Below are 23,872 nucleotides of genomic sequence, written 5' to 3' on the forward strand. Positions count from 1 at the left end.
TGAATTACTGAGCTGCCTGAAGGAAAGGCTGAAGATCGCCACGTATAGACTGCAATTGAAGAAACGCGCGCCAGACATTCAGGCGTGCGATCGAATCGTCCATTTCTGCCTGCACCAAAAGCCGTTGCGCCTGCGCCACATCATCGATCGAAGTGAGACCAGCCTTATAACGAGCAGTGGCCTGCGCGAGAGCGGTTCGAGCCGCCGCCGCCTGAATGGGAGTGTTCTTCGCAATGCTGCGCGTCGCACGCAGGGCGGCTCGTGCCTGGGCGAACCGCTCCTGGAGTTGCCGTCCCACCAACGTCTCGCGAGATTGCTCCGCTTTAAGGTGGCAGCCTGGGAAACTTCGCGAGCGTGGATGCTGGCGAAATCGAGAAAGCCAAAGGTAATGTTCAGACCGACAGCGTAGTTTCCTACAGTTGGAGCGAGACCATTTGCACCACCCAAGCGCTGTCCGGTTGTCTCTGCGCCGGTGCCTCTCCCATAACCCGCTGCTTCAAGGTTGAACTGCGGAACCCAGCTTCGGTCCGTGGCGTGAAGCTCCGAAGCCGACTGAGAGACGACCGCATGTTGCTCCAACCTGGCGGGAGTATTTTCTGGATGAAAATCCGCATCGTCCTCTGCGCCCAAAGGAACCTCGCCAACGAGGTGGGAGGAGCTGAGTGGTCTCGCTATGCCATCGGGCTTCGAGAGAAACTTGGAGAGGGTCGCCTGGCCCATTTCGACCGCCTCGGTCGCGAGGGCCAGTTGAGTATTCGCAGCCGCCTTCTCAGCCTCGATTCTCGATTCGTCAGCGCCGGGACGCAACTCCGACGTCGTAAGTGCATGGATACTCTTCCGAAGGGTTTCCCAGTTATCGACGGCAACCTGGGCAGCATTTTGAGCGTGACCAGCCGCGAGAACCGTCAAGAAGGCATCCGCCGCTGCGCTTGAGACCTCAAGCTGGCTTCTTTGCACAATTGCATTTGCCCGGTCACGCGCTGCCGCCGCCGATTCCACTTTGGCGTGTCGCAGGCCGAAGTCGAACGGTTGCCAATTGACCAAGAGTCCAGTGGCGCTTCCCCAGACGGACCCGGCATTGTTGGTCCCGATGACCGGCCCGGACATGCTTGGCAAAATACTCTGAGGGAGGAGCGTACCGAAGACGTTGTTTCGCGTGGCCCTGTTGATCTCCACAATCCCATCGAGGCGTGGAAGATAGGAAGTTCTCGCTAACCGAATATTTGCCACAGCCGCGTTGAGCTCCTGTTCGGAGACATGGATCGCGGGGTAGTTCTGCTGGGCATCCTGAACAACTTGAACGATCGTGAGATCAGGGTCTGCCACGGAAGTAGCTGCGACCGGGGACTGGGCCAAAACCAAAGCCGACGCACTAATTACGAGGAAGCTGCCAATACCAATCCCACGGATCCACCGGGAATCTCGAATGAATGGACTATTTGCCTTCAATGAGCTCTCCAAAAGCTCGCGAACCCGAAGCTTCGCTGTTTTGAGCGCTCGGCGACCGGAAGCCGTGATCCGGTAGAGGCGTCGGGCAGTCCTGCCGAACCGTTCTTCCTCGGACTTCAGATAGCCGCGCTTTTCTAAGCCATGGAGGATCGGATAGAGAGTCCCAGGGCTGATCTTGTATCCGTGCCGGGCAAGCTCTTCTGCCATGCCTGCTCCGAAGATGGCTTCATGCTCGGCGTGATGCAGGATGTGAAGACGGATCATGCCGGAGTAGAGATCGCGGTTATCCGTATCGCCTTTCATTATCGAACCTCGTTATCGAGACACGATAGCACATCCAGCCTTAAGGCACGATGAATTTATGTTTGGAGCCCGCGGAGCGGAAGGCGTAGAGTTCATCAAGAGTGGAACGTGCAGAGAGGTAAACCCACAAACCGGCCCGGTACCTTGAGCGTTGAGCAAATGCTGGCGGCGGCTCGTTTGGCCGACTGCGACGGCTATCTCCGGATGAGGCGTATGACGCGGCCAAGACAGAGGCGATACTCGTCGATATTCGTCCCGAGGGCCAGCGCGATCGAGGGTTAGTATTCCGGGCGCGTTGATTGTCGAGCGTAACGTGCTCGAGTGGCGGTTCAACCCGGCCTCCAGCGCGCGGCTGCCGGTCGCGACCGATCATGATCTCCGGGTAATCGTGTTCTGTTCCGAAGACTATATCTCAAGCCTCGCAGCCGCAGCTCTGCAGGATCTCGGACTCGGACTCTGGCGCGCGACGGACCTGGTTGATGAATTTCATGCGTGGCGCGCAACGAGGCTGCCGATTGTGCCGCGAAGAGAGGCTTCCTAGGACCGGCCCCGCTGGAGAGCGGTATGCTCGGTTCCTGTATTTTGTTGGCATGGCGCTGACACGAATAGCCAAGCCAACTCACTGTAACCGGCGTGCGGATTACTTCCGCAAAGCGAGTACAGCGGAAGTGATCCGCGAGTCTGCTCGACAATCCTCTGGCCCTTACGCGCCCTCTTCAGCACCTCACGGCGCGGATCGAGAATACTCTGATCGCGCAAATGCACGATTGGAACATGCTTCTAAACGTAATGTGAAGTCGGCCAGTGTTTACAAATCCAGTCCACCTAGACGTAAAACCGGCTATCCGTCCAAGTGGAAAGTCACTCACTGGAGATTAGGAAACACTAGCGCGTTTTTCGTTGCTGAAATTGTTGGCGTGTCTCATGCCTTTTGTTGCCAGTTCCTTGGAGGAGTAAAGTCGTCGAGATGGTGATTCCATCTATCACCACAAATCATCGCAATGATATTCAAGGGTTATCAATGGAGCTAAGGCATCTTCGCTACTTTGCTGCTGTAGCTGAACAGAAGGGATTTCGGGAAGCATCCTGTTTCCTGCACATCTCGCAGCCTGCGATCAGCAAAACACTGACTCAACTGGAGCGGGAGCTTGGCATCGAACTCCTTGCGCTTTCAGGCAGGACGGTACGACTGACCCCTCAGGGAGCGGTCTTCTGTCATGAGACCTTGCGGACACTGAAACAGTCCGATCATGCAGCTGAGGCTGCACAACTTGCAGCCCACGGAGAAATTGGGACTCTGACCCTCGGATTCTGCAGCGTTGCCACCGCTAGTTCCTTCCGAGCATCGTAAGGCAGTACAAGGAGCTTCTTCCTGGAGTAAGACTGCTCTTTCAAGTCCGCCTCAACAGAAGCGGCATTTTCGCAAGATGAGATCGACGTTGGCATCACGCGGCCACCTTTCGCCAAGAAGATGTTGCGAGGTCTCGATGTGATAACAATCCTCCGTGAACCGCTTGTTAATGGCTACGATGGACGGCTCGTTCACCACGATCCCCTTGCCATGAACATAAACTAGTGTATTGGAGGTTCCCAGATCTATGGCCAAGTCGCTTGAGAAAAGGCTAAAAAGAGCGGCCTTAGGTTGCACACGCGCGACGCCCCGGGATAAAAACCACGAGGTAACATAAGGATGCTTCTTTCTAAGCTGCCTGTTCAAAAACGAGATCATCCGCCGAAGTTCCTCAGCCTCAGTCCTCGTCGGCCGAATCCAGTCCACCCTAAGAGTGGCCTTCAGTTGGGATAAGCCTCTTGTCATTGATGTGTAAAAACGCATTCTTTCATTTCTCTAGGTAGCCCAATTCAACGAGGTGATGGCTATGCCCTCCACTCAAAAACTCGACACTCACCACAAAGCGCTCACTATTAATCTTGATACATCCACCTTCGGTTCTTTCGCCGAAATCGGCGCCGGACAGGAAGTCGCGCGTTGGTTCCTTCTCGTGGGAGGAGCTTCCGGCACCGTGGCTAAAACCATCTCCGCTTACGATAAGGAAGTCAGCGATGACCTCTACGGCTCCGGGTCGCGCTACGTATCTAAACAGAGACTCGAGGCGATGCTGGATAACGAATGGACCCAGCTTCTCACGCAATTAAGCAAGACTCGTGGGCCACAGACTCGGTTCTTCTGCTTTGTTGATACCGTCTCCGCCCGTAACTTCGCCGGAACCAACGACGCACATGGTTGGATCGGTCTCCGGTTCCAGTTGCAGCCCGGTGGTCCTCCGAACGACGTCCTGCTGCACATCAATATGCGCGATCCTTCCAATGTCCTCCAGCAGCAAGCCATCGGTATTCTGGGAGTCAACCTCATCTATGCCGCGTTCTATGAAGTACAAATCAAAGAATCATTTTTGGAATGCCTGGCACAAGATGTCGTCGCAGAGCGAATCGAGATCGACTACGTGGATCTTCACGGGCCGGCATTTGAGAGTTGGGATCACCGAGCCCTGCTAGTCCAGTTGGTTCGTGACGGACTCGCCGAGGCAGTATTTTTCCCAACCAAGGGCCCCGCTGTTCCCCCGACCGAGGTTCTCTACAAGAAAGCCATTGTGCTTGCACCGGGATCCTTTGGCCACACCGATTCCGTTCACTCGCACGTTCATTTGCGATTATTGGCTTCGGCATCTCAAGAGCTTCAAGGGGACCTTAGCGAAACAAAATCGGCGCCCGCTGGTTTTTTTGCCTAACCGTTGCTCCGCTCACGCCGGAAGAACCAGCCCCGGAAACTCCCGAATTGCTTCGTCGCATCGATTCGCTTCTCGCCGCTGGCGGCGACGTACTGCTTTTTCGTAAACCCGAGCTCTACCACATGACAGCTCTCGTAAACCGTCATACGCAGGCCCCTGTACGCTTCGTCGGAGGTCTTTCCCTGGTGATTCGAGCGTTCGAAGACCTTTACGGCAATCTCGAAGGCAAACTTCTGGAGGCTCTCTCACGTCTCTTCGCCCAGAATGTTCGCATCTACGTTTATCCGATGACCGCTGCGGATCTGCGGGAATGGTTGAAGAGTGCTTCCGTTAACGGGTGGGAGTGGAATGAGACCAATGGATGGGTTTCGGCAAGTGAGCTGCGTCGCGCGCCACCTCTCGGACATCTATTCGCCTACCTTCTCGCCAGCAACTTTCTTGTCCCTATGCGCCTCCCCACGGAGGCATGAGGTCGCTACACGAACCCGAGGTCCTTTTACGGTTCCATCGAGAAGTTTCAGCTACCGCGAATCTCAATGAGAGCTTCATAGCCGAGGCACTCGGTGAGCCTGTGAATGAATCCGACTCCCTGGGTTGCGGTCGGATGACGGGCAAACCGCACCTGACGACCCGTTGCCCCGATCGGAGTCGCGATGCCGCCTCGGACAGCGGGATTTGGCAACCGAGACCGCGTCATTCAAGTGGCAACATGGGTTGCACCGGACGCGAGGATTTCATCGTACTCGGTGGCAGCATAAATTTTCACTCAGTGCCAGCAGCACTGCCGGGGAGGCTGTAGCAGTTTGACATTTTTCATAAATTCCTTAGCAGGATCAGACGAGGTTAGGTAGAGCATTGCAAGAAAGTTCTCGATGCGATGCTCATATCGGACGACCAGACGATGGAAGTTCTGCAACCAGGCAAAGAATCTCTCTCACCCAAGACCTGTTGGTTACTCGATGTTTCCTTTAGCTGGTCCCAATGAGGAATTGCAGGAGCGGTTAACTCGCGAAAGATAGCCTCTGTCAGATGCTCTTAACCTCGTAGCTACTAGCTTTATGTAATTGGCGCACTTGCGTTCGTGGACTACTATCACGAGAAGTCGAAGACGACGCGAAGGGGTTTCCATTTGGCACCGTCAGCTTTCTGACAGCATGCAGTTCAAATGCTGTGAGTCCTCGTCGGCTGGTCGTCTCTGGTTTCAATCAGTCGCAAGTGACCCTTGCCTTGCAATACGGCGTCGTGAGGTATCGAGAAATGATGACACTGGACTGGCAAGTATTGATCGTCGCATTCGTGGCCATATCGCTGCAGATCATGACATCGATCAACCTGATGTTCGGCAGATCTGCGGTCAAGAAGTGCAGTATTTGGCACGAGACGGACCATTCGCGTGTTCGGCCGCTCGACGCTTTTAGTGGCGCCTCAATGATGCGTCGCAAACAGCGTTAACTCGCAAAGGTAGTGTCGTGCGCCGCGAGAGGAAGAAATGTGCTGAAGACGTCCACAAGACTCGAGCCGCGCGTGAAAAATCGAGCACCTGCACTAACACGATGTCAAAAAGACTGGAGATGCCAGTTGATTGTCAAGCATTACCTGTTTTTCCTTATTCTCGGTGTTTCTGTCACCAGCGTAGCGGGAACCCCGCAGATCTCCGCACCCGAACCGCAGACTGGAACGATCATCGGTACAGTGACCGATGTGAATGATGGCACCGTTCCGGGCGCTACGGTCGCTCTTGAAGGCCCGTCGCTCTCCGATCCCCAACGCGTGGAGACTAACGATAGCGGTTTCTTTCAACTCGACCATCTCAATCCGGAAATGCCGTACCGTATCACCGTCAGCGCCAGCGGATTCGCCGACTGGAACTCGCCTGAAGTCATCCTCCAGCCAGGTCAATATATGGACCTGACGGGCATCCGGCTGCGGATTGCAGCAGCGGTAACGTCGGTAAACGCAGTTCTCTCGACTGAAGAGCTCGCCGGAGAGCAGGAAAAGGCTGAGGAGAAGCAGCGCGTCCTGGGTTTCATCCCCAACTTCTACACGGTCTATGATCGCAACGCCGTGCCACTCACCCCGAAGCTGAAGTTCAGACTCGCTCTCAAGACCACGACGGACCCATCACTGTCCTCGGGTCCGCCTTCTTGGCGGGCCTCGACCAGGCGGACAACGCCCACCACTTCAGGCAGGGCGGGGAAGCATATGCTCAGCGTTTCGGCGCCCACTATGCCAACGGTTTGATCGACATCATGGTCGGCGGCGCTATCCTGCCCACCATCCTGCATCAGGATCCGCGCTACTTTTACCAAGGTACAGGCACAAAGAAATCACGCATGCTCCACGCTCTCTCTACGCCGTTTATCTGCAAGGGAGATAACGGACGCTGGCAGCCGAACTATTTGGATTGCCCGATCTTTTGTGCCAGTGAGGAGTTAGTGTAGCGCGTTCTGTGAAGGGCCTAATTTTCCTGTACCAAGGTCAGAGTTAGTCTTCGACCTGTTTAGGTTCCAGCCAGATCGCGGCTAGCCGCGATCTGGCTGGCGAACTCGCTCGGCGTCCTGTCATCGAGAGCTGCGTGAGGACGACTCTCATTATATTCCTGCCGCCATGCTTCGATCAGGTGTCTTGCCTCCTTCAAATCGAGGAACCAGTGGATATTCAGACATTCACTTCGCAGGGTTCCGTTGAAGCTTTCAACGAAGGCGTTGTCTGTTGGCTTGCCTGGTCTGGAGAAGTCGATCTTAGCGCTGTTGCGATAAGCCCATAGATCCATCGCCTGACTGGTGAACTCGCTGCCGTTGTCACAGAACAGCACCTTCGGCACGCCACGGTCTAGCTTCAACTGGTTCAGTGTCCGCACAACATCGTCTCCTTTCAGGCTCTGTCCTACTTGAATCGCTACAGCTTCTCTCGTATGCACATCCACGATCGTCAAGGCGCGGAACCGCGTTCCATCCTGCAGCTGATCCATCACGAAGTCCATACTCCAGGCTTCGTTCGGAGCCGTAGGCTTGATCCGATCCTCACGAGTTCGAGATGCCTTCCGCTTCCCGGCAGGCTTCATCCTCTTCAGCGTCAGTCCTTCTTCCTTGTACAGCCGGTACACCAAGTACTTGCCCACATCCCAGCCTTCGCGGTTCAACAGCACGCGGATCTTGCGGTATCCATAACGCACTCTTGCCTGAGCGATCTCGCGGATCCTCATCCGCAGTTCAGTCCGTGGATCGAGACAGCTTCGGTAGCGGTAGGTCGCTCGAGGGACGCGTAGAACACGACAGGCATGCCGTTCGCTTACCAGGTAGCTTCCAACCAGCCGCTCCACCATCGGCCCACGCCGCGAAGGCTTCACCATTTTTTTGAGAGCACATCCTGCAGCATCGTCTTGTCCAGCGTTAGCTCTGCAACAAGCTGCTTCAAACGCAGGTTCTCTTCTTGTAACTGAGCCATCTTGCGAACTTCGTCCACCTCTAGGCCAGCGTACTTCGCCTTCCACCGGTAGTACGTCTGCTCGCTAATCCCCGCCTTGCGGATCACCTCCGCGACAGGAACGCCTACTTGCGCCTGCTTCAGCACACCAATCATCTGCTCTACCGTGAACCGTCTCTTCCTCATCCAAATCCTCCTCAGCCATAGGGTTAGATTTGGTCGAAGACTAACATTTCTCCTGGCTCAAAATTACCGGGGCCCATCAGCATCTCTGAGTTCAGATAGTCGCCGTCGGGGGCATGGCGCTGTGGGAAGCGCGAAGCGGTTTCCACAGCTCCATGCCCCTATCGTCACCGATCAGTGAACGGAAGTCAGCAACGTTCGAGGCATTCGCGGAGATATGGGAACGTGATTACTTATCCCTGTCGAAGCCCTCAACCAGATCAGGCGCACGGAGTACGTTGAAAAGACTTAAGGCAGCTTTCGGGCGGAAGGACATGCGGGCAATCGACGCGGGCGATCTCCAACGCTTCGTCGCGGCAAGCATGGCAGAAGGTCTTGACCCTAAGACCATCCGCAACTACTGGGGAACGGTGAGCCTTATATGGAACGCCGCTCTTGCACAGAAGTACGTGGATGCTCTGCTCCCGAAACCAAAGCTACCCCGCAGACCAAAGAAGAGGGCGAAGTTTTTCACCTTGGCTGATGTCGCAAGAATCATTGTGACGTCCGAAGGTGAGCACCGTGTCTTCTACTGGTTGGCTGCGGAGACTGGATTGCGGTCTGGCGAACTTGCGGGGTTACGGCTGACTGATATCGACGGCGAACGTTTGACCGTCAATCAGTCCGTTTGGCTCGGCAAGGAACAGGCACCGAAGACGAACAACTCTGTTCGTAGCTTGGCGCTATCACCGCAGCTTATCTCTCTTCTGTGGGAGCAGATCGCACGGCAGAGAGGGAAGGGGCATGATTTCCTGTTCTCCTCGAGCAGCGGCAGACCTTGGGACATGAACGTGTATCGCGGTCGGAAGATGACGGCGCTACTCAAGTCTCTGGGAATACCGCAGGCAGGGTTCCATGCCTTCCGTCATTTCAACGTGGCAGTGCTCGACGCCCTCCGCGTCCCACTGAAGACGATCCAAGAGCGGATAGGACACGCGCTCACGGGTTCCTTCACCTTGGACGTGTACGGCGGTCAACCTGAATGGGGTCGGAACCTTGAGGCTGCACAGAATGTAGGTGCGGAGATTGAGAGAGCCGTCAACGAAGCAGTTGCGAAGCTCGAAAAAGAGACTAATGCGGAAATTGTTGGCAGCTTATTGGCTATTCAAAGAAAAGGCTCGGGAGTCATCATCTCCTAAGCCTTTGGACATCAATAAGTTCTTTGGTTGCGGGGGTAGGATTTGAACCTACGACCTTTGGGTTATGAGCCCAACGAGCTACCGGGCTGCTCCACCCCGCTCTTTGAATATACCGTTACTTTTATCCAAGGTCAAACAGGCTCGAATTGGCACTTAAGAACGCCTCCCCCATCTGCATCGAGGGATTCAGCGTAACTTTTTCCGAAAACTGAGTCTGCATCAATAGGATATTCGCGTGGCGATAAGTGCCGCGCCGGAGGAGCGGAGGGGCGTATGTGTCAGGGGATTCAGCGCAAGTTTTTTCCAAGTTCGCGATGACGGTATTTTTGATGACGACTCTGGCGTTGGAGGGGGTGTAGGGTTAGCGCAGGCCAAGCCGGCGACCGTACCCGACGCCCAAATTGAAGCAAACGTTTTGAAGGCTTTGGCCGGCGCGCCGGAGTTGGCCGATCAGGCGATTACTTCGACCACTGTTTACGGTGTAGTGACGCTGAGTGGCACGGTCCGGGATGAGCCGTTGCGTGATCTGGCGGACCACTTGGTTTCGAACACGGCCGGGGTTCAAAAGGTTGTGGATCAGTTGATCGTCGGTGCGGTGCCGGCGGTTGCTGACAGCAATTCTTCGCAGCAGCAGGACCTGTCCTTGGGCACGAATCCGAATCTCCAATCCGATGGCTCGATTGCTCCTCCGCAGCCGCAGAGGGCTACCGCACCGACCAGTCCGAATGCGCCTGCTGCGCCGCAGGGTTCGCAGCAGGCCGGTCCGTACCCTCCCCTTATCAGGGGGGACAGGGTGGTCAGTATCCGCCCGCTTATGGCGCTCCGCAGCAGGGCGGCCAATATCCACCGCCTTATCAGGGACAGCAGCAGCCTGGACAGTATCAGGGGTATGGTCAGCCATACCCCTCGCAGTATCCTCCGCCGCGACCGTATGTGGCGCAGAAGGGTGGAGACGCTGTGGTGGTGCCGATTGGAACCAACCTCCGGGTTCGGATCAACCAGGGGATGAATAGCAAGAGCACGACGGTGGGGACCGCGTTTGATGGAGTAGTTCTGAACGACGTTGTGGCTGGCGGTGCGATTGCGATTCCCCGGGGTGCTTCTATTCAGGGAACCGTGGTTGCGGTGCATACTGCGGGCGAGTTGAAGGGCAAGGGCGAGTTGAAGTTGCAGCTCAATTCTGTTTCGTTGGGGGGCAGGGTGTACCCGATAGCTACGGATTTCTGGTGGCACCAGGGGGTGGATAAGACCGGGAGTACGGTAGGGAACACGGTTGGGTTGGGCGCGGTTGGCGCGCTGATCGGTGGTGTTGCCGGCGGCGGCGTTGGGGCTGCGGTTGGTGCCGGCGTTGGCGGCGTGGCTGGCCTTGGCGTGTCGGCAGCTTCGGGCCGTGGCGAGGCTGCGTTGCCGCCTGAGGCTATTCTTGTCTTCCATCTGACGCAGCCGGCGGATATTACGACTGTGTCCCAGGCTGAGTTGAATCGGCTGGGTGCCGGAGTGCCGGTGGGAGCGGGTCCACAGTTCCGTCGTCGGTACCCTCCTCCTCCGCCGCCTCCAGGCTACTACTACGGTCCTGGTTACTATCGGCCTTACTAAGTTGTCGTTGGGAGAGGGCTGTCTGGTGGTTCTCTCCACTTTTTCATCGCAGATTTGGCACGCCCGTGAAGCAGCTTCGGCTGGTTTACGGGCGTTTCTTGTGTGGGTTGCGAGTGGGCCGAGCGCATGTTGTGGTGAATTTGTGGTGCGGAGCGTGGCTGCTGTGGTGTTTTCCATGCAGGCTCGTGCGCTGGCGGCCGAAGTTCCTTCTTGAAGCGACGACCCTCCCCTCCCCCTCGGGGGTATCTTGGGCGTAAGTCTATTATTTGGAATAGTTTGGACAGGGGTACTGTCTGTAAAATATTCCAACGAAAGGACTTACTTGCAAAATATTGATTATAAATGAGTTGCAGTCGGTCGAAGAGATGAAGGTATGGCCGCGTGTCGCCTCCTGCTCTTTCAAATCTCTACTTCAAGTTTATCTGGTTTGAGGTAACTCATACGCCACGCGAATCTCCTTGTCTGGCGCGGGGTTTCGTTGTTTCGGGGCTTGACAGGTTTTCGTTGGGATAGGCGGGATTCAGTTTGGGTTCTTTCGGTTTAGGCAGGGAATCGGAAGTCGGCTGCCCAGCGGTCCGCTACAGGCTTATGACGAAGAACAACAGCAAAGGCAAAGACGAATACAGGGATCCTTCGACTTCGTTGCTCACAAAGTGCCGTGAGCAACTACGCTCAGGATGACAACTATTGGGGGTGGGAGAGAACGCGCAACGACAAAGACAAAGGCGAAATGCGGGGGTTCTTCGACTGCGTTGCTCATAAAGTGCCGTGAGCAACTACGTTCAGGATGACTCGGCTATTTTGGCGTGCGGCAAAAAGGAGCAACTGAAACAACAGCGACAACGACAATAACAACAGCAGAGGCACCGCAGATCCCCTTCGGGGATGACAACCAGAAAGGCAAATGCAACGACAGTTGCCAGTGCCGAGATGCCGCTTTTGATGCGTAAAGGCAAAAAGCAAGAGCAAAGACAAGGGCAAATGCGGGGTCTCTCCACTGCGCTGTTCACGATGAGGCTGTGAACAGCTTCGGTCGAGATGACGTTTTTGGTGTGGAAAGGCCAAGGTAACAGCAGATTTCCTTCGGGGATGACAACAAGGAGGGCAAGACCGCTCAGGGTCAGCAACGGCAACTGCAAAGTCAACGCAGATCCCTTCGGGCATGACAACCAGAACGACAAAGTCAAAAGACACAGCAACGGCGGCCGCAAGGACGAAGAGCGGCCATTGTGAGTACAGCGGATGGCGACGGTGCTAGGCTGCTGAAGGGTACAGGGAGTAAAGATGATTTTTGATATTGAGAAGATAAAGGCGCGTGAGACCTATAACCTGCTGATCGGTTTGGTTGCGCCTCGGCCTATTGCGCTGGTGACGAGCATGAATGAAGAGGGCAGGATGAATGCTGCGCCTTATAGCTCGTACAACTACCTCTGCACTGATCCGCCGATCATCGGGATGGGTGTGACGAATCGTCCTTCGGAGCATTTTGTGGCGAAGGATACGGCGCGAAATATCCGGCGAACGGGGAGTTTGTGGTGAATGTGGTGACCGAGGATATCGCGCAGCAGATGAACATCTGCGCAACGGATTTTCCGGCGGAGTTTGATGAGCTGGAGATGGCCGGGTTTACTACGGTACCGTCGCAGGTGGTGAAGGTGCCGAGGATTGCGCAGGCTCATGCGGCGCTCGAGTGCAGAGAGTTTACGACGATGGAGATTGGGCGGTCGCGTATTGTGCTGGGGCGGGTGGTATCGATTTATATCGAGGACAAGTTTGTCGACCCGGCTGGGCCTTATGTGTTGTCGGAGGAGTTGCATGCGATTGGCCGGATGAATGGGCTGGGAGCCTATGTGAAGACGCGGGATTCGTTCTTGAATATTCCGAGGATCCCTTACGAGGAGTGGAAGAAGGGCAAGAGATGAAGTGCCGGTTGGCGATCGCGTGGCTTGCGATAACTCTGAGCTTGACACCACTGACGGTTGAGGCTGCGCCCGCGCAGCCCAGGTTGTTTCGAACCACGCACCCTGCCATGGGGACAGAGTTCACTTTGTACCTTTACAGCGCGAGCCCTACGGTTGCGGCTACTACGTCCGAGGAGGTCTTCGACGAGATCGACCGTATTGAGCAACTGCTCTCGAACTATCGCGATTCCAGCGAGTTGTCGCGGATCAATCAGAACGCCGGGGCTGGCGCGGTGACCACCGACCCGGAGATGCTGGATTTTTGCAGCAGTCCGAGCACTGGAGCCGAGCCAGCGACGGGGCTTTCGATATTACGGTGGGTCGCCTGATGAAAGCCTGGGGGTTTTTCCGTTACGATGGACGTATTCCGATGGACGCAGAGCTTGAAGATCTTCGTGCTGTAACGGGTTGGGAGAAGGTGAAGGTAGATGCGGCTGCCCGCACCGTGCAGTTCACCTCACCGGGGATCGAGCTTGATCCAGGCGGCATCGGCAAGGGTTTTGCTGTGGATGCGGCGGTTCGCATTCTGCGTGCCGATCACATTACGGCAGCGATGCTTTCGGCGGGCAGCAGCACCGTGTACGCGTTGGGCGCCCCGCCGCATAAGACTGGATGGCGTATCGTCGTTCCGGGGCCTTTGCCTTCGAAGAAGACGCTATCGGTGATTATGCTGCGTGATACCTCTCTCTCGAGCGCAGATTGCAGTCAGAAGAACTTCACGCTGGGTGGTCATCGTTATTGCCACATCATGGATCCACGCACGATGCGCCCGGTGGAAGGCAGGATACAGGTGAGCGTTGTAGCTCCTTCGGCGACTGTCAGCGACGCGCTCTCGAACGTTGTCTTTGTCGAAAGACCGGAGCAGAGTGTTGCCACGCTCAAGACCTTTGCACCGGATGCTCACGCACTGATCGTGTCCGGCGACGCGGAAGCTGCCCGTTGCACCACCTTTCATTGGACAAGCCCGGTGGACCGAACGCATTGTGCTCTCTAAATTGAACTCGCTCCAAGGCCAACTATGAACCGTCGTGATTTTCTGCAATCCGCCTCTGCTGCCGCTCTTGCCTCAACCACGATCGCCCGCGCTGCGGCGCCGGCGGTCAAAGCTGTTCGACTCGGCGTCATTGGCGCGGGCAGCAGAGGGCAGGAGAATCTTCGCCAGTTCCTGCGTGTGCCCGGAGTTTCCGTTGAGGCAATCTGCGATATCTATCCTCCGCGCTACGAGCAGGTGAATCGCCTGGCTGGCAAAGAGGTGCGACATACAACCGACTACAACGAGTTGCTGGCGCGCAACGATATCGACGCCGTGATGATCGCCTCGCCGGTGGCATGCCACGCGGAACATGTGATTGCTACTGCAAAGACAGGTCGAGCGATCTATGGAGAGAAGGCGCTGGGCTTTACGGTGGAAGACAATCAGAACATTCTCGACGCGGTGGTGCGCAATAAGGTTCTCTTCCAGATCGGCCACGAGTATCGCTACGCCTCGTGGGTGCGGGAGGCGATACGCCGTGTGCAAGCAGGCGAGATTGGAACGCCGACGCACGTTTACGCCTACTGGCATCGCAACGGCGATTGGCGGCGCAGCGTTCCTTCGCCTGATCCTGATGGAAAGCTGGAGCGGCTGATCAACTGGCGTTTGTATCGCGAGAGCTCCGGAGGGTTGGGCACAGAACTCGGTTCGCATCATATTGATATGGCGAACTGGATCTTTGGCGAACAGCCGGAGAGTGTGATCGGGACCAACAGCATCTGCCGGTATCACGATGGACGTACGGTTGGGGATAATGTGCAATCGGTTTTTAACTACTCTCAGGGGCGGCGGCTGGTGTTCTCCTCGATCACGGATAATGCGAAGGTTGGGTGTGAGTTCTGGATCTATGGCACGGAGGGCAGCGTGCAGATCACGATCGAAGACGCTACGATTTACTACGAGAAGAATCGATTGAAGAAACCGGCTGTCGATCAAGCTGAGGGTAAGACCGTCGTTGAGCGTGGTGTGGTGACGGGGGCGTCGTACTCCACTCAGGGCGAGATGCCGTATCGTGGCCCGGGCGAGAAGGTTGTGGTTGCTCATTCGGAGGACCCAACGCTCGCGTCGGCTCGCTCCTTCATTGAAGCGGTGCGTGGGGAGCATACGATCTTTGCCGATGTGCACTGTGGGTTTCGTGCGGCGATTGCGTGCTCAGTGGCGCATGATGCGGTGTTTGCGGAGAATAAGATGCTGATTCCGAAGGCGGCTCACCAGGACAACGGTTGAACGGTAGTCGCTTCTAAGGTCCGCTCGATCAAAGGCAGATCAGGAGAGGTACTCCTTGAGCCAGGGGTCGTTAGAGTGGACGAGCTCTTCGGTGGTGCCGTCGAAGACTACTTTGCCCTCGTTGATGACGAGGAATTTTGTGCTGTCGTCGATGCCGTTGTCGGGGATCTGTTCGACCTTGCCGGTTTTGGTATTGAAGCGGCTTCTGGCGAGGAGGTAGGCGTCTTGAATGCGGTGGGTGATGACGAGGGAGGTGGTTTGGGTGACGTCGCGCTGCTTGATGACGAGGTCGATGATGGTGGTGGAGGTGATAGGGTCGAGGCCGCCGGTGGGGGAGTCGTAGAGGATGAGGTCGGGGTTGGTGATGATGGCGCGGGCGATGGAGACGCGGCGGCGCATTCCTCCGGAGAGTTCGGGGGGAACTTTTCGATGGTGTTTTCGAGGGCCACGAAGCGGAGGGCCTCGAGGACGCGAGTGTGAGCTTCTTCTTCGGGGACGTGATCTTCGTGGAGGCGGTAGGAGACGTTGTCTCCTACGGAGAGCGAGTCGAAGAGAGCTGACTCCTGGAAGACCATGCCGATGCGGCTGCGGAGTTTGAAGAGATCGGTCTCGGGCATGGTGGAGACGTCTTCGCCGAAGACTTTAATGGAGCCGGTGTCGGGCTTGAGGAGGCCGTTGACGAGCTTCATGAGGACGGATTTGCCGCCGCCGGCGGGGCCGAGGATGATGCGGGTTTCGCCGCGCTGGACGGTGAAGGAGATGTTCTGGAGGACGGGCTTTACGTCGAAGATGATGGAGACGTCGTCGACGACTACGATGGGCTCCTGCGAGTCTGATTCCTGGAGGGTTGCGGAGCCGGATTGGGCGAGGTATGCCGTCATGATGTGGGATTTCCGCCTTTTACCTGCCGAAGACGCCGATCATGGCTCGAGTGACGAGGAGGTCGACGACGATGATGAAGACCGAGGAGACGACGACGGCCTGGGTGGTGGCTTTACCGACGCCCTGGGTGCCGCCTTTGGTGTTCATACCGAAGTAGCAGCCGACGGTTGCGATGATGAAGCCGGAAAAGAGGGGCTTGGCGAGACCCTGGACGACGTCACCGTATTGGAGAGCACGGTAGGAGTTGTGAAAATAGGATGAGCCGTTGAGTCCGAGCAGGGCGATGCTGATGAGAGCGCCGCCAGCGATGCCGCACGCGTCCGACATGATGGTGAGGAAGAAGAGCATGAAGATGGTGGCGTAGAGGCGCGGGGTGACAAGTTTTCGGACGGGGTCGGTGCCGAGGGCGCGCATGGCGTCGATCTGCTCGGTGACCTTCATGGAGCCAATCTCGGAGGCCATACCGGAGGCGTTGCGGCCGGAGACCATGAGGCCGGTGAGGACGGGGCCCAGCTCCTTGACCATGGAGAGGGCGACGAGGTTGCCGGTGAGGCTGACGGAGCCGAAGGCCTCAAGTGAGGTGGCGGACTGGAGGGCGAGGACGCAGCCGGTAAAGAAGCCGGTGAGAACGACGATTGGCATGGAGCCCACGCCGATGTAGTCCATCTGGGTGTAGATGTCGGCGAGATAGCGGGGGCGTGTGAAGAGATTGACGACGGCGCGCCAGGACAGGATGGAGTAGTCCTGGATCGAGGCAAGTCTTTGCTTGGCGAAGATCTCTGGGGAGACAAAGGGCATGTTTATGTGGCTCAGATTATCAGATGCAGAGGTTACAGGGAGGATTGCATGTTCTTGAAGGATTTGAGGAATAGCTTAATGTGCACCGATCAGGTGGGAATGAGAAGATAGAAGAGTGAAAGCTGAGATGACGGCGGCGGTGTTGTACGGCAAGGAAGATCTGCGGCTGGAACGCGTGGCTATACCGCAGGCTGGCGCCGGAGAACTGGTGGTGCGGGTGGGCGCTGCGCTGACCTGTGGGACGGATTTGAAGGTCTACAGGCGAGGCTATCATGCCAAGATGCTGAACCCGCCTATTCTGTTTGGGCATGAGCTGGCGGGTGTGGTGGAGCAGGTTGGGGCAGGGGTGGGGGCGTTCAAGGTCGGGGACCGGGTGGTGGCTTTGAACTCGGCTCCGTGCGATGTCTGTTTTTTTGCAGGCATGGGCAGCAGAATCTGTGTGAAGATCTTTTGTTCAATAACGGGGCTTACGCGGAGTTTATTCGGATTCCGGCGCGGATCGTCGAAAAAAATACGTTGATAGTGCCGGAGGGGTTCCGCTGGAGTTTGCCGCGCTGACGGAGCCGCTGGCGTGTGTGGTGCGCGGGCTGGAGGAGAGTGGAGCGAAGGCCGGGGACACGATGGTGGTGATCGGAGCGGGGCCGATTGGGCTGATGTTTATGAACGCCGCGGAGATCGCAGGGGTAGAGGTGATTGCGGTGGCGAAGCGCGAGGACCAGATAGGGGCGGCGAAGTTGTTTGGCGCGCGCAAGGTGGTTCATGTGGGTGCGGTGCAGGATGTGGTGGCGGCTACACGCGCCCTGACTCCCGCGGGAAGAGGCGCGGATATCGTTATCGAGGCCGTAGCGGTTCCGGGGACGTGGGAGTGGGCGGTGGATATGGTGAGGAAGGGCGGAGTCGTGAATTTTTTGGTGGTCCACCGAGCGGGACCAAGGTGAAGCTGGATACGAACCGGCTGCACTATGGGGACATTACCTTGAAGGCAAGTTTTCACCACACGCCGGCGACCTGCAGGACGGCGTTTGAGCTGGTGACGAGTGGGCGGTTCAAGTGCGCGGAGTACATTACTGGGCGGGCGGGGCTGGAAGAGGTGCCGGCGGTCTTTGCGAGGATGATGCAGCGGAATGGAAGCGCAAGGGATATCAAGACGGCGGTGATTCCGGAAGGGGGCCGCGGTGAGCGAGACGACTGCGACACAGCACGCGCTGCTGGGGGCTCCGCTAGAGTACCTGACGCCGCTGGAGAGGCCGACGCTCGCGGAGGCGCGAGCCTGGTGCAGGGAGCTGGCGACATCGCACTACGAGAACTTTCATGTGGCGACATTTTTCTTCCGGCGAAGGTGAGGCCGCACTTTGAGAGCATCTACGCGTATTGCCGGGTGGCGGATGACCTGGGGGACGAGGTGGAGGATCGCGCGGTGGCGACTCGGTTGCTGAATAGCTGGGGGACGATGTTGGAGGAGTGCTACGACGCGCCGGAGCGGTCGATGCATCCGGTGTTTGTGGCACTGCGTGAGACGATTCGCGAATGCGATCCGCCGCGGCAGCTCTTTCTGGATCTGCTGCATGCGTTTCGAATGGATCAGTACAAGACGGAGTACGAGAGCTGGGGGAGTTGCTGGAGTATTCGCACTACTCGGCGAATCCGGTGGGAAGGCTTGTGCTTTGGGTGTGCGGGTATACGGATGAGGCACGGGCGTTGATGTCGGACAAGGTCTGTACGGCGCTGCAGCTGGCAAACTTCTGGCAGGACGTGGTGGAGGATAAGGAGCGCGGGAGGCGGTACGTTCCCGCAGAGTCGATGCTGCGGTTTGGGGTGGAGGAGGGGCAGATCGAAGGGCGGGTGTTTACGCCGGAGTTTCGCGGGATGATGCAGGAGCTGGTGGTGCGTACGCGGGCGATGCTGCTGGAGGGTGGGGAGATCAGCGAGCATGTGGATAAGGAGTTGAAGGTGGTGCTGGATCTGTTTCGCAAGGGGGAGAGGCGATTCTGAACGGCATTGCGAGGCAGGATTTCGATGTGCTGCGCGGAAGGCCGGTGGTGTCGAAGACGCGGAAGGCTGGTCTGCTGATCGAGGCGCTTGTGGGCAAGCTGAGCGCGGGGATGGCTTCGTGACGATTGTTGAGGCTTATGCAGTGTGCACGGGGATTGCGCAGCGGGAGGCGAAGAACTTTTACTACTCGTTTCGCGTGCTGCCGGAGAACAAGCGGAATGCGATGTGCGCGGTGTATGCGTTTATGCGTCGGGCTGATGATATCTCCGATGAGGAGACGATGCCGGTGGTGGAGCGGCGCGTGGTGATGTCGGAGTGGCTGGGCGCGTGGCGGGAGGCGCGGCGGAGCGGAGTGTCGGATGATCCGGTCTTTGTGGCGTTGAACGATACGCAGAAGAAGTTTGCGATTCCGGATGCGCTGTTGGAGGACCTGGTGCGGGGCACGACGATGGATCTTGAGGAGTCGCAGGCCGATGTAGTGCTTGTAACCGAAACGGTTGCAGATAAGACGCAGACGCTGCAGGTGTACGAGGACTTTGAGGGGTTGTATCGCTACTGCTACCTGGTGGCTTCGGTGGTGGGGCTAGTTTGCATTCGCATCTTTGGGTATAGCGATCCTCGGGCCGAGTTGCTGGCGGAGAAGACCGGCGTTGCGTTTCAGCTGACCAATATTCTGCGGGACGTGAGCGAGGATGCGGAACGTGGGCGGATCTACCTTCCGCTGCAGGATCTGACTGCGGGCAGGGTTGAGGTGAAGCAGCTGCTGCAGGTGGTTCGCCGAGAGGCTGAGACGAAGGCGGTGCGGAGTTTGCTGGCGCAGGAGGCTGCGCGGGCGCTGGTTTATTACGCTGCGGCGGAGGAGTTGATGCCCCTGATCGATAAGGATAGCCGCGCGGCGCTTTGGGTGCTGGTAACGATTTACAGGGGACTGCTTGAGCGGATTATGGCGAAGAACTACGATGTGTTTTCGGAACGCGTCAGTATGCCGACCTCCAAGAAGCTCTTGATTCTGGCACGGGGGATGGGGATGGCTGTGCGCAACCGGATGGTCTCGTGAAGGACGCGGAACATAGCGATGTGATTGTAGTTGGAGCCGGGGCCGCCGGCTTAGCTGCGGGGAGTGCGTTGGCCCTGGCGGGTAAGTCTGTAACCGTACTGGAGCGTAAGCCTTACGTGGGTGGCAGGGCCTACTCCTATGAACATCCTGCGCTCGAGGAGGTAGTGGACTCGCAGCATGTGTTGCTGGGATGTTGTACGAACCTGATTGAGCTTTGTGAGCAGGCTGGGATTGCCGGCAAGATTCGCTGGTATGACGAGCAGACGTTTCTGGAACCGAATGGTAACGCCAGCACGATTGTGACGAGCGATCTGCCAGCGCCGTTCCACTTCGCGCCCAGCTTTGCAAGTATGTCGATGCTGGGATGGAAGGACAAGATCGGGGTTGCGCGTGGACTGATGGAGTTTTTTCGCGGGTATCCGGCTGAGGATGCGGAGAGCGTCGAGCATTGGATGAAGCGAACAAAGCAGACGGAGCTTTCGATTCGGCATTTCTGGAGTCCGATTGTGATGGCGACGTTGAATGATCGTCCGGCCCATTGCTCGACGCGGTACGCGGGGAAGGTGTTTCATGAGCTGTTTGTGAAGTCGTCTACGGGTGGACGGCTGGGGATACCTACGGTTCCGCTGAGTGAGTTTTATGCGGCTGAGGCGCGGATGATCGAGGCGCATGGGGGAACGGTGCGGCTTCGGGCGAGCGTGGAGGGGTTGCTGCAGGAGGGGGACGAACGTTGGCGCGTCAACACGGCGGATGTGGGTTATACCGCAGACTCGGTGATTCTGGCGCTTCCGTTCGAGCAGACGCAGAAGCTGCTGCCGGCGGTTCGAGTAAACGAGGAGTACGCTGGACGGTTTGAGGAGACCAAGGGCGATCTTGAGTTGAAGATGGCTCGGCAGATGCACTCTCCGTTTACGTCGATTCTGCTTTGGTATGACCGTGAGATTACCGACCTTGACCATGCCTGGCTGTTGGATACGACGATTGAGTGGTTCTTTCACAAGTCGCGAATTAGGCGGTATGCGAAGGAGAAGGGAAGCTATGTCGAGTTGGTGATTGCGGGGTCGAAGGCGCAATTGAGCATGTCGCGGGAGGAGATTCTTTCTTCGGCTTTGCGGGAGTTGGAGATGTTCTTTCCTGCGGTGAGGCAGGCGAAGCTGGTGAAGAGTGGGGTGTTGAAGGAGGCTCGCGCTACGTTCTCGGTTACGACGGGGCTGGATCAGTTTCGTCCGAAGCAGGAGACGGAGTGGCCGGGGCTTTTTCTTGCGGGGGATTGGACTGCGACGGAGTGGCCTTCGACGATGGAGGGTGGGGTTCGGAGTGGGCGGCTGGCGGCGGGGGCGGTGGTGGGGGATGCGATGCGGTTTATGGCGCCGGAGATCCCGGCTAGTGGGTTGATGCGGTGGTTTGGCCGGGAGTAACTGTCAACGAGATGTCGCCGGACGGGCCCACTGCGCGTGGGGCGGTCACTTCGTGACTCGTGTACCTTTTCTCGGCCAGGGAGAGTTCGATGGCCTCCCGTTGGTCGGATGGGACATACTACTTTGCACGCTTTTAGAAGGGGCTATTTTGCGAGGAGGGCTACGCCGGCGCAGACGAAGAGCGCGGCGATCCAGCGGCGGCGGTCTACGTTTTCCTTGAGGAAGAACTTTGCTGCCGCGGCTGTGGTGATGAAGGTGAGGGAGGCCGTTGCGGGTGCGATGAGGCTGAGATCTGCTCCGGAGAGCGCGAAGAGGAGCGAGAAGAAGCTGAGTGCCATGCAGGTGATTCCAAGCAGGAACATGCCACTCGAGAGGACCGCTTTGACCGCGCCGATCAAGCCGGACTTTGCTCGGATGTCGTCGAGGTCGCCTAGCTTGCGCATGCCGCCTGCAATGAGGATGTCGCCTGCGGTGGCGGTGAGGACGACGGTGAAGATGGTGGCCCAGGTGTGGAGGGTGGCGGGGTTCATGGGAGGACCTCCACTTCTACTGCGGCGTATTCGGTGCGGGAGGGGCCGTTGGCGACAAAGCCTACGCCGATGACGATGAGGGCTACGCCGAGCCAGCGAGAGCGGGAGACATGCTCGTGGAGCCAGAAGCGGGAGAGGATGGTGACGATGACGTTGCCAAAGGCGGTGGCGGGGAGGACGAAGGTGATGTCGGCCCAGCTGAGAGCGGTCATGTAACAGGCCATGAAGCCGAGCAGGACCAGGATGCCGGAGATAATCCAGGGGCTTTTGAGGGCGAAGAAGAGCGCGCCGAGATGATTCAGGGAGACGGGGCCAAGTTGTTTCATGCCGATGCCGAGGAGAGCGTCGCCGATGGAGGCGCCTAGCATGACGGCTATGAGGACGAGCCAGCGGCGGGGAGTGAGGGTGTGTTGCATTCCTGGGCGATCCGTTTGGTAAAAGGCTAAGAGAAAACGGCCAGCATTAGTATGCTGACCGCCTTTTTAGATGCTGCGAAGACAGGATGGTTACGCGTTCATGCTGACGGATTCCTGGGCCTTGGCGGCGTTGGCTTCCTTGACGGCGCGAACGGCTTTGTTGCGCTTGGAACGAAGCTCCATGAAGGACTTGGCTTCAGTGTAGAGGCGGGGCACGTCGCGGTTGACGATGGCCTGCCAGACTACGCGGAAGGCAGCCTTGGGGCGGAAGTAGTACTCGTCGTAGAACTTGTGCACCATCTCCATGACGTACTCGACGGGCAGGCCGGGGTACTCGATGTGCGCCATCTGGTGGCCACCGTCGTCGTTCATGGCTTCGTTGGTGATGAAGCCGTTGTCCTTGGCGTAGTCGAAGAACTCGGTGCCGGGGAAGGCGTGCGCGATGGAGACCTGAATGGTCTCGCAGTCGAGCTGCTTGGCGAAGTCGATGGTGTTGCGGATGGATTCGCGGGTCTCGCCGGGAAGGCCGAGGATGAAGTCGCCGTGGATGACGAGGCCGAGCTTGTGGCAGTCGCGGGTGAAGTCGAGCGCGCGCTGGACGGTGGCACCCTTCTTGATGTTCTTGAGGATCTGGGGGTCGCCGGACTCGTAACCTACGATGAGGAGACGGCAGCCGGCTTCCTTCATGGCTTTGAGGGTGTCGTAGTCGGTGGTGACGCGCGAGGTGCAGGACCAGGTGAGGCCGAGGGGCTTGAGCTTTTCGCAGAGTTCGATGGTGCGAGCTTTTTGGATGTTGAAGGTGTCGTCGTCGAAGAAGAACTCCTTGACGTGGGGGAAGAGCTCTTTGGCCTGCTTCATCTCGGCAGCTACGTCGTCGGTGGAGCGTTTGCGCCAGGCGTGGCCGGATAGGGTCTGGGGCCAGAGGCAGAAGGTGCACTGGGCGGGGCAGCCACGGGTGGAGTAGAGGGCTACGTAAGGGTGGAGAAGGAAGGGGACGTTGTATTTGGTGACGTCGAGGTCGCGGTGGTAGATCTCGGTGGCCCAGGGCATCTCGTCGAGCTGCTCGGGGTGACCTGTGCACGGTCCGGATTGTGGAGGATCTTACCGGTGGCCTTGTCCTTGTAGCTTACGCCGAGGATCTCGTTGAGCGGCTTGCCGTTGGCGTACTCGACGACGGAGAAGTCGAACTCGCGGCGGCAGATGAAGTCGATGGCGGGGCACTCGTTGAGGGCTTTGTCGGGGGAGGTGGTCACCGGGGGCCGACGAAGGAGATCTTGATGCTGGGGTAGGTCTGCTTGATGACCTCGGCCATCTTCTGGTCGCCGTCCCAGCCCATGGTGCTGGTGAAGAGCACCAGGAACTCGTAGTCCTTGAGGATTTCGACGACTTCCTGCCACTTGATGTGGTGGGGCGGGGCGTCGATGAGACGGGAGCCTTCCAGCATGCCTGCAGGATAGGTGAGCCAGACGGGATACCAGTAGGACTCAATCTCGCGGGTTGCGGGCCAGCGGGAGCTGGCGCCACCGTCAAATTTCTCGAAGGAGGGCGGGTTCAGGAACAGTGTCTTGAGAGGCATAATAATAACTCGATTTTACCATTCAGTTAAGGGTTAAGTGGCTTTTCTGTGTTTGATGCGAGGTATCTGCGACGATGCCGGAGGCAGCCAGACGATTCAT

At 57.7% G+C, this 23,872-nt stretch carries 19 protein-coding genes, 1 tRNA gene and 7 pseudogenes; 17 read left to right on the forward strand and 10 right to left on the reverse strand.

The genetic code is table 11. The features are described from left to right. Nucleotides 1-4: 4 nt before the first annotated feature. Both RBB80_RS19740 and RBB80_RS19745 read right to left on the reverse strand, forming a co-directional pair. Complete coding sequence (locus RBB80_RS19740) at nucleotides 5-298, reverse strand: TolC family protein (protein ID WP_433964148.1); 294 nt, start codon at nucleotides 296-298, stop codon at nucleotides 5-7. A gap of 554 nt (nucleotides 299-852) precedes the next feature. Beyond that, a pseudogene (locus RBB80_RS19745) lies at nucleotides 853-1,752 on the reverse strand (helix-turn-helix transcriptional regulator); the annotation flags it as partial. 313 nt (nucleotides 1,753-2,065) lie between these two features. Here RBB80_RS19745 and RBB80_RS19750 point away from each other — a divergent pair. Together RBB80_RS19750 and RBB80_RS19755 are read left to right on the forward strand one after the other, a co-directional pair. Continuing rightward, entirely contained in the window at nucleotides 2,066-2,293 is a 228-nt protein-coding gene (locus RBB80_RS19750; RefSeq protein WP_433964149.1) for a hypothetical protein, read from the forward strand. A 426-nt stretch (nucleotides 2,294-2,719) separates the two neighbouring features. Further along, nucleotides 2,720-3,103 (forward strand): LysR family transcriptional regulator, encoded by a 384-nt coding sequence (locus RBB80_RS19755; RefSeq protein ID WP_433964150.1) that lies wholly within the window; start codon nucleotides 2,720-2,722, stop codon nucleotides 3,101-3,103. Between the two features lie 162 nt (nucleotides 3,104-3,265). Here the strand turns inward: RBB80_RS19755 and RBB80_RS19760 are convergent. After that, nucleotides 3,266-3,438, reverse strand: a pseudogene (locus tag RBB80_RS19760) (rod shape-determining protein); the annotation flags it as partial. 191 nt (nucleotides 3,439-3,629) lie between these two features. Here RBB80_RS19760 and RBB80_RS19765 point away from each other — a divergent pair. The 4 genes from RBB80_RS19765 to RBB80_RS19780 all read left to right on the forward strand — a co-directional run bounded on the left by RBB80_RS19765 (nucleotide 3,630) and on the right by RBB80_RS19780 (nucleotide 6,740). Continuing rightward, nucleotides 3,630-4,499, forward strand: a complete 870-nt coding sequence (locus tag RBB80_RS19765; protein ID WP_433964151.1) for a hypothetical protein — start codon at nucleotides 3,630-3,632, stop codon at nucleotides 4,497-4,499. A gap of 47 nt (nucleotides 4,500-4,546) precedes the next feature. After that, nucleotides 4,547-4,969, forward strand: a complete 423-nt coding sequence (locus RBB80_RS19770; protein ID WP_433964152.1) for a hypothetical protein — start codon at nucleotides 4,547-4,549, stop codon at nucleotides 4,967-4,969. A gap of 787 nt (nucleotides 4,970-5,756) precedes the next feature. Beyond that, nucleotides 5,757-5,951, forward strand: a complete 195-nt coding sequence (locus tag RBB80_RS19775; RefSeq protein WP_433964153.1) for a hypothetical protein — start codon at nucleotides 5,757-5,759, stop codon at nucleotides 5,949-5,951. Between the two features lie 126 nt (nucleotides 5,952-6,077). Then, the gene (locus tag RBB80_RS19780; RefSeq protein ID WP_433964154.1) at nucleotides 6,078-6,740 is read left to right on the forward strand and encodes a carboxypeptidase-like regulatory domain-containing protein; all 663 of its coding nucleotides are present in this window, start codon (nucleotides 6,078-6,080) and stop codon (nucleotides 6,738-6,740) included. A 259-nt stretch (nucleotides 6,741-6,999) separates the two neighbouring features. On the opposite strand, the gene RBB80_RS19785 is transcribed toward RBB80_RS19780, so the two are convergent. Continuing rightward, nucleotides 7,000-8,111, reverse strand: a protein-coding gene (locus tag RBB80_RS19785; RefSeq protein ID WP_433964155.1) for an IS3 family transposase whose coding sequence is annotated in 2 segments (ribosomal slippage) — nucleotides 7,000-7,859 and nucleotides 7,859-8,111 — 1,113 coding nt in all. Because the reading frame shifts where the segments join, the coding sequence is not laid out codon by codon here. 152 nt (nucleotides 8,112-8,263) lie between these two features. On the opposite strand from RBB80_RS19785, the gene RBB80_RS19790 reads away from it, so the two are divergent. After that, nucleotides 8,264-9,286 (forward strand): tyrosine-type recombinase/integrase, encoded by a 1,023-nt coding sequence (locus RBB80_RS19790; protein ID WP_433964156.1) that lies wholly within the window; start codon nucleotides 8,264-8,266, stop codon nucleotides 9,284-9,286. Between the two features lie 24 nt (nucleotides 9,287-9,310). Here RBB80_RS19790 and RBB80_RS19795 read toward each other — a convergent pair. Then, a tRNA-Met gene (locus RBB80_RS19795) sits at nucleotides 9,311-9,387 on the reverse strand. 134 nt (nucleotides 9,388-9,521) lie between these two features. Between RBB80_RS19795 and RBB80_RS19800 the strand changes: the two genes are divergently transcribed. The 5 genes and pseudogenes from RBB80_RS19800 to RBB80_RS19820 all read left to right on the forward strand — a co-directional run bounded on the left by RBB80_RS19800 (nucleotide 9,522) and on the right by RBB80_RS19820 (nucleotide 15,103). After that, nucleotides 9,522-10,295, forward strand: coding sequence for a BON domain-containing protein (locus RBB80_RS19800; RefSeq protein ID WP_433964157.1), 774 nt, complete (start codon nucleotides 9,522-9,524; stop codon nucleotides 10,293-10,295). Next, on the forward strand, nucleotides 10,292-10,882 hold the full coding sequence (locus RBB80_RS19805; RefSeq protein ID WP_433964158.1) for a hypothetical protein: 591 nt from the start codon (nucleotides 10,292-10,294) through the stop codon (nucleotides 10,880-10,882). Before RBB80_RS19800 ends, RBB80_RS19805 begins: the two co-directional genes overlap by 4 nt. Nucleotides 10,883-12,277: 1,395 nt before the next feature. After that, a pseudogene (locus RBB80_RS19810) lies at nucleotides 12,278-12,804 on the forward strand (flavin reductase family protein). 107 nt (nucleotides 12,805-12,911) lie between these two features. Further along, nucleotides 12,912-13,837 (forward strand): annotated as a pseudogene (locus RBB80_RS19815) (FAD:protein FMN transferase). A 24-nt stretch (nucleotides 13,838-13,861) separates the two neighbouring features. Then, a complete protein-coding gene (locus RBB80_RS19820) occupies nucleotides 13,862-15,103 on the forward strand; it encodes a Gfo/Idh/MocA family protein (protein WP_433964159.1) in 1,242 nt (413 codons plus the stop codon). Nucleotides 15,104-15,142: 39 nt separating this feature from the next. Here RBB80_RS19820 and RBB80_RS19825 read toward each other — a convergent pair. Next, nucleotides 15,143-15,984, reverse strand: a pseudogene (locus tag RBB80_RS19825) (ABC transporter ATP-binding protein). A 19-nt stretch (nucleotides 15,985-16,003) separates the two neighbouring features. Beyond that, nucleotides 16,004-16,783, reverse strand: a complete 780-nt coding sequence (locus tag RBB80_RS19830) for an MlaE family ABC transporter permease (protein ID WP_433964160.1) — start codon at nucleotides 16,781-16,783, stop codon at nucleotides 16,004-16,006. 115 nt (nucleotides 16,784-16,898) lie between these two features. Here RBB80_RS19830 and RBB80_RS19835 point away from each other — a divergent pair, with 115 nt between their 5' ends. From RBB80_RS19835 to hpnE, 5 genes and pseudogenes are all read left to right on the forward strand, one after another. Further along, a complete protein-coding gene (locus RBB80_RS19835) occupies nucleotides 16,899-17,303 on the forward strand; it encodes an alcohol dehydrogenase catalytic domain-containing protein (RefSeq protein ID WP_433964161.1) in 405 nt (134 codons plus the stop codon). 58 nt (nucleotides 17,304-17,361) lie between these two features. Continuing rightward, nucleotides 17,362-17,721 (forward strand): zinc-binding dehydrogenase, encoded by a 360-nt coding sequence (locus RBB80_RS19840; RefSeq protein ID WP_433964162.1) that lies wholly within the window; start codon nucleotides 17,362-17,364, stop codon nucleotides 17,719-17,721. Nucleotides 17,722-17,897: 176 nt separating this feature from the next. Then, a pseudogene (locus tag RBB80_RS19845) lies at nucleotides 17,898-18,775 on the forward strand (squalene/phytoene synthase family protein). Nucleotides 18,776-18,893: 118 nt separating this feature from the next. Continuing rightward, nucleotides 18,894-19,832, forward strand: a complete 939-nt coding sequence (locus tag RBB80_RS19850) for a phytoene/squalene synthase family protein (RefSeq protein ID WP_433964163.1) — start codon at nucleotides 18,894-18,896, stop codon at nucleotides 19,830-19,832. Continuing rightward, nucleotides 19,829-21,250, forward strand: coding sequence for a hydroxysqualene dehydroxylase HpnE (gene hpnE / locus RBB80_RS19855; RefSeq protein WP_433964164.1), 1,422 nt, complete (start codon nucleotides 19,829-19,831; stop codon nucleotides 21,248-21,250). The genes RBB80_RS19850 and hpnE overlap by 4 nt, the downstream gene beginning before the upstream one ends. Before the next feature lie 143 nt (nucleotides 21,251-21,393). Here hpnE and RBB80_RS19860 read toward each other — a convergent pair whose 3' ends face one another. From RBB80_RS19860 to hpnJ, 3 genes and pseudogenes are all read right to left on the reverse strand, one after another. Continuing rightward, entirely contained in the window at nucleotides 21,394-21,780 is a 387-nt protein-coding gene (locus RBB80_RS19860) for an EamA family transporter (protein ID WP_433964165.1), read from the reverse strand. Next, nucleotides 21,777-22,196, reverse strand: coding sequence for an EamA family transporter (locus RBB80_RS19865; protein WP_433964166.1), 420 nt, complete (start codon nucleotides 22,194-22,196; stop codon nucleotides 21,777-21,779). The genes RBB80_RS19860 and RBB80_RS19865 overlap by 4 nt, the downstream gene beginning before the upstream one ends. 90 nt (nucleotides 22,197-22,286) lie before the next feature. Continuing rightward, a pseudogene (hpnJ, locus tag RBB80_RS19870) lies at nucleotides 22,287-23,772 on the reverse strand (hopanoid biosynthesis associated radical SAM protein HpnJ). Nucleotides 23,773-23,872: the final 100 nt, after the last annotated feature.

This window comes from Tunturiibacter gelidiferens, assembly GCF_051013345.1.
In the GTDB taxonomy this organism is placed as follows: domain Bacteria; phylum Acidobacteriota; class Terriglobia; order Terriglobales; family Acidobacteriaceae; genus Edaphobacter; species Edaphobacter gelidiferens_A.

What these genes read in the sequence shown, in the direction of transcription:
- RBB80_RS19790 (WP_433964156.1), top strand. Translation starts at nt 8,264, where the DNA reads ATGCCCCTATCGTCACCGATCAGTGAACGGAAGTCAGCAACGTTCGAG.
- RBB80_RS19805 (WP_433964158.1), top strand. Translation starts at nt 10,292, where the DNA reads ATGAATAGCAAGAGCACGACGGTGGGGACCGCGTTTGATGGAGTAGTT.
- RBB80_RS19765 (WP_433964151.1), top strand. Translation starts at nt 3,630, where the DNA reads ATGCCCTCCACTCAAAAACTCGACACTCACCACAAAGCGCTCACTATT.
- RBB80_RS19755 (WP_433964150.1), top strand. Translation starts at nt 2,720, where the DNA reads ATGGTGATTCCATCTATCACCACAAATCATCGCAATGATATTCAAGGG.
- RBB80_RS19830 (WP_433964160.1), bottom strand. Translation starts at nt 16,783, where the DNA reads ATGCCCTTTGTCTCCCCAGAGATCTTCGCCAAGCAAAGACTTGCCTCG.
- RBB80_RS19775 (WP_433964153.1), top strand. Translation starts at nt 5,757, where the DNA reads ATGATGACACTGGACTGGCAAGTATTGATCGTCGCATTCGTGGCCATA.
- RBB80_RS19860 (WP_433964165.1), bottom strand. Translation starts at nt 21,780, where the DNA reads ATGAACCCCGCCACCCTCCACACCTGGGCCACCATCTTCACCGTCGTC.
- RBB80_RS19865 (WP_433964166.1), bottom strand. Translation starts at nt 22,196, where the DNA reads ATGCAACACACCCTCACTCCCCGCCGCTGGCTCGTCCTCATAGCCGTC.
- RBB80_RS19820 (WP_433964159.1), top strand. Translation starts at nt 13,862, where the DNA reads ATGAACCGTCGTGATTTTCTGCAATCCGCCTCTGCTGCCGCTCTTGCC.